Origin of the sequence: Klebsiella sp. 1SOBk10mer, from assembly GCF_046602535.1 — a bacterium.
Lineage (GTDB): Bacteria > Pseudomonadota > Gammaproteobacteria > Enterobacterales > Enterobacteriaceae > Klebsiella > Klebsiella quasipneumoniae.
The window spans coordinates 149,606-162,727 of the sequence record NZ_JBKIUP010000005.1 but is presented as its reverse complement, the minus strand read 5'-3'; the positions used below and the strand labels follow the sequence as shown (position 1 = coordinate 162,727).

General features: G+C 55.4%; 10 protein-coding genes. 2 read left to right on the top strand and 8 right to left on the bottom strand.

Going from position 1 to position 13,122, the window contains the following annotated elements:
- Positions 1-24: 24 nt before the first annotated feature.
- From ACLH1I_RS15165 to leuL, 8 genes are all read right to left on the bottom strand, one after another.
- Positions 25-1,239, bottom strand: coding sequence for an MFS transporter (locus ACLH1I_RS15165; RefSeq protein ID WP_048322985.1), 1,215 nt, complete (start codon positions 1,237-1,239; stop codon positions 25-27).
- A 10-nt stretch (positions 1,240-1,249) separates the two neighbouring features.
- On the bottom strand, positions 1,250-2,113 hold the full coding sequence (locus ACLH1I_RS15160) for a shikimate dehydrogenase (protein WP_017901194.1): 864 nt from the start codon (positions 2,111-2,113) through the stop codon (positions 1,250-1,252).
- Between the two features lie 11 nt (positions 2,114-2,124).
- Positions 2,125-4,158 carry an FAD-dependent oxidoreductase gene (locus tag ACLH1I_RS15155; RefSeq protein WP_151629143.1) on the bottom strand — a complete coding sequence of 678 codons (2,034 nt, stop codon included), beginning with the start codon at positions 4,156-4,158 and terminating at the stop codon, positions 2,125-2,127.
- 397 nt (positions 4,159-4,555) lie between these two features.
- Positions 4,556-5,161, bottom strand: coding sequence for a 3-isopropylmalate dehydratase small subunit (gene leuD / locus ACLH1I_RS15150; protein ID WP_004204321.1), 606 nt, complete (start codon positions 5,159-5,161; stop codon positions 4,556-4,558).
- Between the two features lie 10 nt (positions 5,162-5,171).
- Entirely contained in the window at positions 5,172-6,572 is a 1,401-nt protein-coding gene (leuC, locus tag ACLH1I_RS15145; RefSeq protein WP_004177417.1) for a 3-isopropylmalate dehydratase large subunit, read from the bottom strand.
- Positions 6,573-6,574: 2 nt separating this feature from the next.
- A complete protein-coding gene (gene leuB, locus ACLH1I_RS15140) occupies positions 6,575-7,666 on the bottom strand; it encodes a 3-isopropylmalate dehydrogenase (protein ID WP_117263583.1) in 1,092 nt (363 codons plus the stop codon).
- Positions 7,666-9,237: a 2-isopropylmalate synthase gene (gene leuA / locus ACLH1I_RS15135; protein ID WP_004204323.1), complete on the bottom strand. Its 1,572-nt coding sequence runs from the start codon at positions 9,235-9,237 to the stop codon at positions 7,666-7,668. The genes leuB and leuA overlap by 1 nt, the downstream gene beginning before the upstream one ends.
- A gap of 95 nt (positions 9,238-9,332) precedes the next feature.
- Positions 9,333-9,419: a leu operon leader peptide gene (gene leuL, locus ACLH1I_RS15130; RefSeq protein WP_017901192.1), complete on the bottom strand. Its 87-nt coding sequence runs from the start codon at positions 9,417-9,419 to the stop codon at positions 9,333-9,335.
- 614 nt (positions 9,420-10,033) lie between these two features.
- Between leuL and leuO the strand changes: the two genes are divergently transcribed.
- Positions 10,034-11,002, top strand: a complete 969-nt coding sequence (gene leuO / locus ACLH1I_RS15125) for a transcriptional regulator LeuO (protein ID WP_072140386.1) — start codon at positions 10,034-10,036, stop codon at positions 11,000-11,002.
- Positions 11,003-11,396: 394 nt separating this feature from the next.
- Entirely contained in the window at positions 11,397-13,121 is a 1,725-nt protein-coding gene (gene ilvI, locus ACLH1I_RS15120) for an acetolactate synthase 3 large subunit (protein ID WP_017901190.1), read from the top strand.
- Position 13,122 lies beyond the last annotated feature (1 nt).

The window sequence follows — 13,122 nt, the reverse complement described above, 5'->3', positions numbered from 1 at the left end:
ATCCATTATTATTCGCGTTGAACCTCAGGCGGTGACTGCGGTGCGTGATACTTTTTGCGTCGCCCGAGCCTGCAGTTGACGATAGCCGATGTACAGGGCGATCACAAAGCCGATCACGGCGATCGCAAAATCAAACCACATAATGCTGGCAATACTGATCTGCGAAAGTTTGGCGGTGATCAGCGGGATCGTGAAGCTGGCGATACTGCCGGCGGTGTAGAAGATCCCGGTTGCCTTGCCTTTCCCGTTCGGGAAGCTCATCGCCATGATCGTCGCTCCCAGCTGTAGCACTCCGCCCGCGGCGGCAAAGCCGATGACAAAGGCGAAGCCGGTAACCATCATCGGCGTCGGGAACAGGCACACCAGCAGCAGCGAGACCATCGACAGGCCAGTATAGATGATCATGGCGACGGCAGAGCTGAACACCTCTTTGACGAAGGCAGCAGTCACGAAGACGCAGACCAACGACCCAACGGTATAGATGCTGAGCAGCTTAATCGCCGAGGCATAGGGCAGCCCGACCACGAACTGGCCGTACTGCGCCAGCCACTGGCTGACCAGATAGAACGTCGCCATGCCGATATAGCCGTACAGCGTGAAGATCATCATATCCAGTTTGTTGGCCTGCGGACGGGCGAACGTTTCCGCCTGTGGCTCAGGAGATTCCTCTTTTTTCGCTGCCTGGCTGTCAGGGAATGGCATTTTAAGCAGGTAAATCCCGCTCAGTACAAAGAGCGCCGCCGCAATCACGAACGACCAGCCGAACCATAGATTCGCCCAGATCAGGAAGCTGATAATGAACGGCAGCAGGAACTGCCCGGCGGAAACGAAGGCTTTGATCAGCACGTTGGCCCGGCTGGCGGAGTGCGGGAAAGATTCCATCAGCGCCGGATAGGTGCCGGAGTCGAGGAAGCTGTTCGCCAGGCCCGCCATAATGCCGAAGACATAGGCCAGATAGATATTTTTGGTCAGCAGAATGCCGACGAAAAAGATCAGGTAGCTCAGGATCCCAAGATAGATAAAGGGCTTGCGACCGAAGCGATCCGAGAGAAATCCGGTCACGATGGTCGCTAACTTACCAATACCTAACGAGGAGATAACGATCGATACGCCGGCTTTATCTGTTCCCCACTGTTCCTGAAGATGGGCCATGTTGAGGGTGATTAACAGCACCCCCATGCCGTGGATCAGGTAGTTGAGGTACAGCCCTGCCGCGGTAGGGACGTATTTATTTTTCATCGCTTGCCCCTTAGAACAGGATGCTTTTGATGTAATCAACCGGCATCTGTTTACCCGTCCAGATTTCGAACGCGCGCGCGCCTTGCCACAGCATCATCCCGAGGCCGTTTAGCGTGCGGCAGCCTTTTTTCTCAGCCACTTCCAGCAGGTGGGTTTTGCGCGGGTTGTATACGACGTCGGAGACGATCAGATCCGGACGCAGGAAGCTGTCGTCCGGCAGCAGCATCTGGCCTTCGAACGGCTTCATGCCGACCCCGGTGGCATTGGTCAGGATCACGCTGCTATCGATTTCGGCACGCAGTTTGTCATGATCGTCAAGATCGAACAGATGGATCTCACAGCGCGTGTTGTTGCGGATCTTGGCGACCGTTTCTTCGGCGTTGGCGAAGAATTTATCGCGACGGTTGAAGATGGAGATCGCCTTCACGCCATCCAGTGCCGCCTGGACGCAGAGTGCGGTCGCCGCGCCGCCGGCACCGAGCACGGTCATCTTCTTGCCAATGATATCGATACCCGCTTCGCTAAGGGCGCGCATATAGCCGGTGCCGTCGGTGATATGCCCGGTCAGGACGCCGTCGTCATTGACCACGGTATTCACCGCCCCGACCAGCTGCGCCGCCGGCGACAGCTTATCGAGATACTGGCAAATCTCGGTTTTGTTCGGCATAGAGACATTAAAGCCGCGCAGCTTCAAAGCCCGGAAGCCCTGCACAACGTCTTTCAGCTCCTGATTACCGACTTCAAAAGCCAGGTAGACGTAGTCCAGCCCGAGATGGGCGAAAGCCTCGTTGTGCATGGTGGGCGACATGCTGTGGCGAATCGGGGTGGCTATCAGACCAATCAGCTCAGTGTGTCCAGTAATACGTTCTGCCATGACAAAAATCCTCAATAAGTTAGAAAGGGAATTCGTTGTGCTTCGCGGCTGCCCAGCGCACCCATGTCTTCGAGGGTGTCCAGCACGTTGCGGCCTTCGCGGATGCCGTCGATAATGCGTCGCGCCATCACGCTGTCGCCGATATTCATGATTTTGACGTTATTGGCATTGGCCCAGCGTTCGATCTCGTCGAGACCCGTCCGGTTGGCGCGCATCCCCAGACAGACAAAGCCGTAGTCGAAGGGGATATCGAAGGTGTGCTGTGTATTTTTCACCTGGAAATGGTCGGCAGCCACCGCCATCAGTTGCGTATTCATGTGCTGTTCGACCTGGTGCTCGTCGAGCATGGTCAACATGGCATTCTTGGTAATGATGTCGAGATCGCGACCGGCGGCGTCCTGCATTTCGATTAAGACCGCCTGCGCGCCGCGAGCGGTAAAGTATTCGATGACGTCGAGGCCAACGGCGCCCGCGCCGACAACGGCGATGCGTTTGCCCTCGACATGGGTAAATTTCGCCAGATTGTCGATCATGCCGGTAATGGAGAAGACTTTGCCTTCCGCGGCGTCAATATTCTCCCGCAGTCCAGCAATGGGCGGCAGCAGGGGGGTTGAGCCGGTGGCATTGACGATCAGATGTGGACGCAGGGCGGAAACCGAGGCCACGTCTGCCCGTTTGCCGACCTGCAGCATCAGGTTGTCCAGCGCGGCGATGCGGTTTTTCATAAACTGCGGGAAATCCGCGATGCGTTTTTTCTCCGGCAGACGGGCGATATCGCTGGCGAGACCGCCGACGTGATTTTTCGCCTCCAGCAGCCAGGTGTGGCAACCGACTTCCGCCGCCGTGCACGCGGCCTCCATCCCGGCAGTGCCGGCGCCGATGACGACCACGTTCGTTTCGCGATTAACGCGCCGCGTTTTGTAGGCATCGCCGTGAATGATGTCCGGGTTAATTGAACAGCGCAGCGGGCGCGAGCGGGCGATGCGATGGTCGGCGCAGCCGATGTTGCAGGAGATGCATTTGCGCATCAGGCGCTCTTTACCGCTTTGCACCTTCTGCACCCACTCCGGCTCGGCAATCAGACCGCGACCAATGGCAATGAGATCGGCATCGCCGCTGGCGAGGATATCCTCGGCCACCTGCGGGGTACGGATATTGCCGGCGATGACCGTGGGCTTATGGAATTTATCGCGCACCGCGCGGGAGAGGTAACGCTTCCAGCCATCCTCCAGCGACATCTGGTCGATTTGCAGATTCAGGTTGTCGTTCTGCGCCGCCGAGACGTTGATGATATCGACCTTCTCCTGACAGAGCTCAAGGATGCGCAAGGAATCTTCGAGGGTATTGCCGCCTTTGAGGAAGTCGTCGGCGCTGATGCGCAGGCTGACCGGAAAACGTGGCCCGACGCAGGCGCGAACTTTATCGACAATCAGACCTAATATTCGAGTGCGGTTTTCGACGCTGCCGCCAAATTCATCGGTGCGTTTGTTAAATAACGGCGATAAAAACTGGCTAATTAAATAGGAGTGGCCGGCATGAATTTCGACGCAGTCAAAACCCGCGCGACGAACGCGCTCTGCGGCGTCCCCGAATTTTTCCACCGCGTGATAAATTTCCTCATGGGTCATTGGCCGCGGAATATTACCGTGCTTTTTCGAGGGCGTCGTCGAGGAGGAGAGCGGTGTCTGACCCTCGAGGCGGTAGGCATAAGCGGAAGCGCCAGCGTGATTTAACTGAATGGATACGCAGGCGCCGTGTTTATGCAGGGCCTCGGTTAATTTAAACAGCCGTGGAATATATTGATCGTTATCGATGCGCAGCTGGGTGGTGCCGTTGGAAGCGAAAGGGAAATCAATACAGATATTTTCGATGGTGATAAGACCGGTGCCGCCTTTGGCCCGCAGTTCGTAGTATTCCAGCTGTTCCTGCGAGACCTCGCCATTGAGCGTAGCCATATTGGTGCCCATCGGGGGCATAATAATGCGGTTTTTTAGCGTCATGCCGTTGATGGTCAACGGACTGAAAAGGTGCGGATAGTGGCTCATCTCTTCTCTCCACAGGAGGCCGGGAGGCCGCTATGCGGGGGCCCGGGCGTGTCCTTAGTTAATATTTCTCTGTGGAAAAAGATAGCGAGGGGAAAAATTGAAAAATAATGTTTTTTTTTGCTGTGAGCTATAGGGGTTCTCTATGAGATTAACGCTTCTTTCACATTGTTATATTTTTATATTAAACACTCATACCTTATTTTTACTTGCAGTGAAGGGTTAATACATAAACCGCGCAGGTCAGGGGGAAGAAAGCGAAATCATTCGTCTTTATCGCGTGGGGCAGGCCAACGTCATGGGCTGACGTTCGAAGAATTAATATTGTTTTTTGTGCGTGAGATCTCAATTTTCTGCCGCAATAAATTAAAAAGCCCGGTCAAATGACCGGGCGCGAAGCTTAATTCATAAACGCCGGCAGCTTGTGCTCATAGTCGGAAATCGCCGCTTCATGTTGCAGCGTCAGGCCGATGCTATCCAGGCCATTAAGCATGCAGTGGCGACGGAAATCGTCGATCTTAAAGCTGTAGGTTTTATCCCCCGCTTTCACCACCTGCGCTTCCAGGTCCACTTCAAACGTAATGCCCGGGTTGGCCTGCACCAGTCTGAACAGCTCGTCGACCTGCTCATCGCTCAGCGTCACCGGCAGCAGCTGGTTGTTGAAGCTGTTGCCGTAGAAAATATCGGCAAAGCTTGGGGCGATAACGACTTTAAAACCGTAATCGGTCAGCGCCCACGGCGCATGCTCGCGGGAGGAGCCGCAGCCGAAGTTTTCCCGCGCCAGCAGGATAGAGGCGCCTTTGTACTCAGGAAAGTTCAGCACGAACTCCGGGTTCGGCTGTTGACCTTTATCATCGAGGAAGCGCCAGTCGTTGAACAGGTGCGCGCCAAAGCCGGTGCGGGTCACTTTCTGCAGAAACTGCTTGGGAATAATCGCGTCGGTATCGACGTTTGCAGCATCCAGCGGAACCACCAGGCCGGTATGTTGGGTAAATTTCTCTGCCATGATGGTCTCCTTACTTCAGATTACGGATATCGGCGAAATGGCCGGTCACAGCCGCCGCCGCGGCCATTGCCGGGCTCACCAGGTGCGTGCGTCCGCCGCGGCCCTGACGGCCTTCAAAATTACGGTTGCTGGTGGAGGCGCAGCGCTCGCCCGGGTTCAGGCGGTCGTTGTTCATCGCCAGACACATCGAGCAGCCCGGTAAGCGCCACTCAAAGCCGGCTTCGATAAAGATCTTATCCAGGCCTTCCGCTTCCGCTTGCGCTTTCACCGGACCGGAACCTGGTACCACCAACGCCTGGACGCCCGGCGCCACTTTACGCCCTTTGGCGATTTCCGCCGCGGCGCGCAAATCTTCGATACGCGAGTTGGTACAGGAGCCGATGAACACTTTATCGATAGCCACTTCCGTCAGCGGGATGCCGGATTTCAGTCCCATATAGGCCAGCGCTTTCTCAGCGCTGGCGCGTTCCACCGGGTCGCTGAATGACGCAGGATCGGGGATATTATCGGTGACCGAAATCACCTGGCCTGGGTTGGTGCCCCAGGTCACCTGCGGAGCAATCTCAGCCGCCTGCAGCGTCACCACGGTGTCAAATGTGGCGCCGTCGTCGGTTTTCAGGGTTTTCCAGTACGCCACCGCATCGTCAAAATCTTTGCCTTTCGGCGCGTGCAGACGGCCGCGTACGTAATTGAAGGTGGTTTCATCCGGCGCGACCAGGCCCGCTTTGGCGCCCATCTCGATCGCCATGTTGCACAGGGTCATGCGACCTTCCATGCTCAGATCGCGGATCGCTTCGCCGCAGAATTCCACCACGTGGCCGGTGCCGCCGGCGCTGCCGGTTTTACCAATGATCGCCAACACGATATCTTTGGCGGTGATGCCCGGCGCCGCTTTGCCTTGCACTTCGATTTTCATGGTTTTCGCACGACCCTGTTTCAGGGTCTGGGTCGCCAGCACATGTTCCACTTCGGAAGTGCCGATGCCGAAGGCCAGCGCGCCGAACGCGCCGTGGGTGGCGGTATGGGAGTCGCCGCATACAATGGTCATCCCCGGCAAGGTCACCCCTTGTTCCGGGCCCATTACGTGAACGATGCCCTGGTACGGGTGATTCAGGTCGTACAGCTCAACGCCGAACTCTTTACAGTTCTTAATCAGCTCCTGCATCTGAATGCGGGCCATCTCGCCGGACGCGTTAATGTCTTTGGTCTGCGTCGAGACGTTGTGATCCATGGTGGCGAAGGTTTTACCCGGCTGGCGCACCTGGCGGCCGTGGGCGCGCAGGCCGTCAAAGGCCTGCGGGGAGGTAACTTCATGCACCAGATGGCGGTCGATATACAACAGCGGGGTTTCGTTTTGCGCCTCATACACCACGTGCGCATCAAACAATTTTTCGTATAACGTCTTCGCCATGATTACACCCCTTCTGCGACATAGCGGGCAATGATATCGCCCATTTCATCAGTGCTGACCGCCGCCGTGCCGCGCGCTAAGTCGCCGGTACGAATCCCTTCCTCCAGAGCGCGGTTAATCGCGCTTTCAATTGCGCTCGCCGCCTCGTTAGCGTCAAGGCTATAGCGCAGCAGCAGCGCCAGGGAGAGGATCTGCGCGATCGGGTTAGCGATATTTTTGCCAGCGATATCCGGCGCCGAGCCGCCTGCAGGCTCGTACAGGCCGAAACCTTGTTCGTTAAGGCTGGCGGACGGCAGCATACCCATCGAGCCGGTGATCATTGCGCACTCGTCGGAGAGGATGTCGCCGAACAGGTTGGAGCACAGCAGCACGTCGAACTGAGACGGATCTTTAATCAGCTGCATGGTGGCGTTATCGATATACATATGCGCCAGCTCAACGTCCGGATACTCTTTGCCGATCTCACTGACGATTTCGCGCCACAGAATAGAGGACTGCAGAACGTTGGCTTTATCGATGGAGGTCACTTTGTGACGACGTTTACGGGCAGATTCAAAAGCGATGCGCGCGATACGTTCGATTTCAAAGCGGTGATACACCTCGGTATCAAAAGCTTTCTCATGCTGACCGCTGCCTTCGCGGCCTTTCGGCTGGCCGAAGTAGATGCCGCCGGTCAGTTCGCGAACGCAGAGAATGTCGAAGCCGTTGGCGGCGATGTCGGCGCGCAGCGGGCAGAACTCTTCCAGCCCCTGATACAGTTTGGCCGGGCGCAGGTTGCTGAACAGTTTGAAGTGTTTACGCAGCGGCAGCAGGGCGCCGCGCTCTGGCTGTTCTGCGGGCGGCAGGTGTTCCCACTTCGGGCCGCCAACGGAGCCGAACAGGATCGCGTCCGCCTGCTCGCATCCGGCGACCGTCGCCTGCGGCAGGGGAGTTCCCTGGCGGTCGATGGCCGCGCCGCCGACGTCGTACTGGCTGGTGGTAATGTGCATGGCAAAACGTTGGCGCACGGCTTCCAGTACTTTCATCGCCTGGTTCATCACTTCCGGGCCAATGCCATCACCCGGCAAAACGGCAATATGGTAATTCTTCGACATTACACGGTTTCCTTATTGTTCTCTTTATTCTGAGCTTTGCGTTGCAATTCTTTTTCGACTTCGGCGGCGCGCCAGATGTTGTTCAGCACATGAACCATCGCTTTGGCTGACGACTCTACGATATCCGTTGCCAGACCAACGCCGTGGAAACGGCGGCCGTTGTAGTCAACGACGATATCCACCTGGCCCAGGGCGTCTTTGCCGTGGCCTTTCGCGCTTAAGCCATATTTCACTAATTCAATGTTGTAATTGGTGACGCGGTTAATCGCCTGGTAGATAGCATCGACCGGACCGTTGCCGTTGGCGGCTTCAGTTTTGATCTCATCCCCGCAGACCAGTTTGATCGAGGCGGTGGCGATATCGCTGGAGCCGGACTGAACGTTGAAGTAATCCAGGCGGAAATGCTCTGGCTCTTCCTGCTGCTTGTTGATAAAGGCCAGCGCTTCCAGATCGTAATCGAAGACCTGTCCTTTTTTGTCCGCCAGCTTCAGGAACGCGTCATACAGATGATCCAGGTTGTAATCGCTCTCCTGGTAGCCCATCTCTTCCATCCGGTGTTTCACCGCCGCGCGGCCGGAACGGGAGGTCAGGTTCAACTGCACCTGGTTCAGACCGATGGATTCCGGGGTCATGATCTCGTAGTTTTCGCGGTTCTTCAGCACGCCGTCCTGGTGGATACCGGAGGAGTGGGCGAAGGCGCCGGTGCCGACGATGGCTTTGTTCGCCGGGATCGGCATGTTGCAGATCTGGCTGACGGTCTGGCTGGTGCGCCAGATTTCATGGTGGTTGATATTGGTGTGCACGTTCATGATGTCTTTGCGCACTTTAATCGCCATGATGACCTCTTCCAGCGCGCAGTTGCCGGCGCGCTCGCCGATACCGTTCATCGCGCCTTCTACCTGGCGAGCTCCGGCGTGGACCGCGGCGAGGGCGTTGCCGACGGCAATGCCCAGGTCATCATGGGTGTGAACGGAGATAATGGCTTTGTCGATATTCGGTACGCGCTCATACAGGCCGCTGATAATGTTGGCGTACTCGAACGGCATGGTGTAGCCGACGGTATCCGGAATATTTATGGTGGTGGCGCCAGCGTTAATCGCTGCTTCCACGACGCGAGCCAGGTCAGCTATTGGCGTACGGCCGGCGTCTTCACAGGAGAATTCGACATCGTTAGTGTAATTGCGCGCCCGCTTCACCATATAAACCGCTCGCTCAATGACTTCATCCAGGGTGCTGCGCAGTTTGGTGGCGATATGCATCGGCGAGGTGGCGATGAAGGTGTGGATACGGAACGCTTCGGCCACCTTTAAGGATTCCGCCGCCACGTCGATATCTTTCTCAACGCAACGCGCCAGAGCGCATACGCGGCTGTTTTTGATGGTGCGCGCGATGGTCTGCACGGATTCAAAATCGCCCGGAGAAGAAACCGGGAAACCGACTTCCATCACGTCAACACCCATGCGCTCGAGGGCCAGAGCGATCTGCAGCTTCTCTTTGACACTCAGGCTTGCCTGTAACGCTTGTTCGCCATCACGTAAGGTCGTATCGAAAATAATGACTTGCTGGCTCATGGTTTGGATCCTTAGTCTGTGTCCTGGCGCCTTGTTGACGAGCATAAAAAAACCCGCGCCAAGGCGCGGGTTTTATAGTCTTGCTGGAAGATGACTTAACGCTGAACGTCGCCCAACAGCCTACCGCGCAAATGGCATGCGTTTAGTAGTAGTAGGCTGGTGATGCGAGTGGTGCGAATCATTGCGTCAAACTCCAGATGAAATCGTTATGCTTTTAGAGTTACTGGATAGCCGTTTCAAAGTCAACCCCTGGCATGGAAAAAGCGTTTTTGGTCCACGGCGTGAATTAGCTAATTGTGCTGATGTTTGCCCTTTTTTGCCGAAGATCCTTTTTTGGCCCTGCGGGAGCGCACTGGGATATGTTTCATTTGACAATGTACTTTGCATTAAAGGCTTCGCTCACGATGCGCCGCGAGCGAGGCGGCAAAAAATCGCTATCTAAATGAAAAGATTATATTTATTTTTCGTGTGAATATCTCCACCCCTTAGCGGCTCTTTTTTCAATGATAAATGGTTGTTAATTTTATGGGGTAGAAAATAAAATGCTTTATTATTGCTTAAGTTACAGTTAATCATTGGTGTTGTTTTTATTTTTCTGAATTATGGTTAAACTCATCATCATTAAGTAACTAGTATGGTTTGAGCAGTTCACCTATTCTGGCGGTACCGGATTTACACTGCCACTCATAGCCTTGATATATTCCTAAAATACACCTTTGCTATTTTGCAAATGTCATTAGCATGATAAATGATATTTTCGCCGCTAATCATAGCGGTTTAGTAAAGGGAATTCATCGTGACGGCGGAACTAGATATGTTAATTGAAAGTCCAGAATATAAATCAGCCCCCGGACAGGAAGTCGTAAAACCTCAACTACGGATGGTTGATCTCAATCTGCTTACCGTTTTTGATGCGGTTATGCAGGAACAGAATATTACCCGTGCCGCCCATACGCTCGGCATGTCTCAACCAGCGGTGAGCAACGCGGTTTCACGTCTGAAAGTGATGTTTAATGATGAACTGTTTGTGCGCTATGGCCGCGGTATTCAGCCGACGGCGCGGGCCTATCAGCTCTTTGGCTCAGTGCGCCAGGCGCTGCAGCTGGTGCAAAACGAATTGCCAGGATCCGGTTTTGAACCACTGAGCAGTGAGCGTGTTTTCAATCTGTGCGTCTGTAGCCCGCTGGATAACATCCTGACGTCGGTGATATTTAATAAAGTCGCTGAAATCGCGCCCAATATTCATTTAGTCTTTAAATCAGCGCTTAATCAAAATACGGAACATCAGCTACGTTATCAGGAAACGGAATTTGTGATCGGTTATGAAGAGTTCCGTCGCCCTGAGTTTGCCTGTGTGCCGCTATTCAAAGATGAAATGGTTCTGGTGGCCAGTCGCAACCATCCGCGTATCTCCGGACCGGTGATGGAGGCTGATATTTATCGCGAGGAGCATGCCGCGGTGGCTCTCGATCGGTATGCCTCATTCAGTCTGCCGTGGTATGACACGGCCGATAAACAAGCGCGCATCGCATATCAAGGTAATGCGATGGTCAGCGTATTAAACGTGGTGTCACAAACACAGATGGTGGCCATTGCGCCGCGCTGGTTGGCAAATGAGTTTGCCGATAAGTTAGCGCTGCAAATATTACCTCTGCCGCTGAAGGTGAATAGCCGGACCTGCTATCTCTCCTGGCACGAAGCGGCGGGTCGCGATAAAGGCCATCAGTGGATGGAAGAGCTGCTGGTGGATATTTGTCAGCGCTGAGCCGATGGCAATGATCATGAAAGGGGCTTCGGCTCCTTTTTTTATATGATTGAATTACAAGAATGCAGAATTTTATGCTGTTTACTCTTTCAGTTGCTCTCCTCCCGTTAACAAAAAATGGATCAATTCCTGCTATCGCGCCTTTTCTCCGAGTATTTACTATTCTCTTTTCTTATCTCTGAAGCATTCCACCATATTTTCCTCTCTCCGCTTGTTTTTCTTCTTATTCCACTTAGAAAGCCCCTGTCGTGGCGAATTGCCTGCCTGCTGGCGAGCAGTTATGGTAGTGGCATGCAGTCCATTCACCTCAGTGCGGAGGGGTACCCCTTCGCATCGTGCGAGCGCGCGGAAATTGAGTTCCGCTGTCGTAAAACAATAAGCCTGGAGGCAAACCATGGAGATGTTGTCAGGAGCCGAGATGGTCGTCCAATCGCTTGTCGATCAGGGCGTCAAGCAAGTATTCGGCTATCCCGGAGGCGCAGTCCTCGATATCTATGATGCGTTACATACCCTTGGCGGTATCGATCATGTGCTGGTTCGCCACGAGCAGGCGGCGGTGCATATGGCGGATGGTCTGGCGCGAGCGACCGGGGAGGTCGGTGTGGTGCTGGTGACCTCAGGGCCTGGGGCGACGAACGCCATCACCGGTATCGCGACGGCCTATATGGACTCTATCCCGCTGGTGATCCTCTCAGGGCAAGTGGCGACATCGCTTATCGGCTACGATGCCTTCCAGGAGTGCGACATGGTGGGGATTTCCCGCCCGGTGGTGAAGCACAGTTTCCTGGTGAAGCAGACCGAAGATATTCCCGGCGTGCTGAAGAAAGCCTTCTGGTTAGCGGCCAGCGGTCGCCCCGGGCCGGTGGTGGTCGATCTGCCGAAGGATATACTCAATCCGGCGAAGAAACTGCCGTACGTCTGGCCAGACGCGGTCAGCATGCGCTCGTATAACCCGACGACCAGCGGCCATAAAGGCCAGATTAAACGCGCCCTGCAGACCCTGGTGGCGGCGAGCAAGCCGGTCGTCTACGTCGGCGGCGGGGCGATCAATGCGCAATGCGAACCACAGCTGCGCGAACTGGTGGAAAAGCTGAAGCTGCCGGTGGCCTCCTCCCTGATGGGGCTGGGCGCTTTCCCGGCGACGCACTCGCAGGCGTTGGGGATGCTGGGCATGCACGGCACCTATGAAGCCAACATGACCATGCACCATTCAGACGTGATTTTTGCCGTCGGCGTTCGCTTTGACGATCGGACCACCAATAACCTGGCCAAATACTGTCCGAACGCGACTGTGCTGCATATTGATATCGATCCGACCTCAATCTCGAAAACCGTGCCGGCAGATGTGCCGATCGTCGGCGATGCCCGGCTGGTGCTGGAACAGATGCTGGAGCTGCTGGAACAGGAAGAGGCGCAGCAGCCGCTGGACGATATTCGCGACTGGTGGCTACAGATTGAGCAGTGGCGCGCCCGCCATTGTCTGCGCTACGACGACCAGAGCGATAAGATCAAACCGCAGGCGGTGATTGAAACGATCTGGCGACTGACCCAGGGCGATGCCTATGTCACTTCCGATGTGGGTCAGCACCAGATGTTCGCCGCCCTTTATTACCCCTTCGACAAACCGCGGCGCTGGATTAACTCCGGTGGTCTCGGCACCATGGGCTTTGGCCTACCGGCAGCGCTGGGGGTCAAAATGGCTCTGCCGGACGAAATGGTCGTCTGCGTGACCGGTGACGGCAGTATCCAGATGAATATTCAGGAACTTTCTACCGCGCTGCAATATGAACTGCCGGTCCTGGTGCTTAACCTCAACAACCGCTATCTGGGGATGGTGAAGCAGTGGCAGGATATGCTCTATTCCGGGCGCCACTCGCAGTCCTATATGGAGTCGCTGCCGGACTTTGTGCGTCTGGCGGAAGCCTATGGCCACGTTGGCATCCGCATCAGTGAGCCACAGGAACTGGAGACGAAGCTTGCTGAAGCCCTGGAGCAGGTGCGACAGCGCCGGCTGGTGTTTGTCGATGTCACCGTCGACGGCAGTGAGCATGTGTACCCCATGCAGATCCGCGGCGGCGGCATGGATGAAATGTGGTTGAGCAAAACGGAGAGGACCTGAT

What these genes read in the sequence shown, in the direction of transcription:
- ACLH1I_RS15160 (WP_017901194.1), bottom strand. Translation starts at nt 2,113, where the DNA reads ATGGCAGAACGTATTACTGGACACACTGAGCTGATTGGTCTGATAGCC.
- leuC (WP_004177417.1), bottom strand. Translation starts at nt 6,572, where the DNA reads ATGGCGAAGACGTTATACGAAAAATTGTTTGATGCGCACGTGGTGTAT.
- ilvI (WP_017901190.1), top strand. Translation starts at nt 11,397, where the DNA reads ATGGAGATGTTGTCAGGAGCCGAGATGGTCGTCCAATCGCTTGTCGAT.
- leuD (WP_004204321.1), bottom strand. Translation starts at nt 5,161, where the DNA reads ATGGCAGAGAAATTTACCCAACATACCGGCCTGGTGGTTCCGCTGGAT.
- ACLH1I_RS15155 (WP_151629143.1), bottom strand. Translation starts at nt 4,158, where the DNA reads ATGAGCCACTATCCGCACCTTTTCAGTCCGTTGACCATCAACGGCATG.
- leuA (WP_004204323.1), bottom strand. Translation starts at nt 9,237, where the DNA reads ATGAGCCAGCAAGTCATTATTTTCGATACGACCTTACGTGATGGCGAA.
- leuL (WP_017901192.1), bottom strand. Translation starts at nt 9,419, where the DNA reads ATGATTCGCACCACTCGCATCACCAGCCTACTACTACTAAACGCATGC.
- leuB (WP_117263583.1), bottom strand. Translation starts at nt 7,666, where the DNA reads ATGTCGAAGAATTACCATATTGCCGTTTTGCCGGGTGATGGCATTGGC.
- ACLH1I_RS15165 (WP_048322985.1), bottom strand. Translation starts at nt 1,239, where the DNA reads ATGAAAAATAAATACGTCCCTACCGCGGCAGGGCTGTACCTCAACTAC.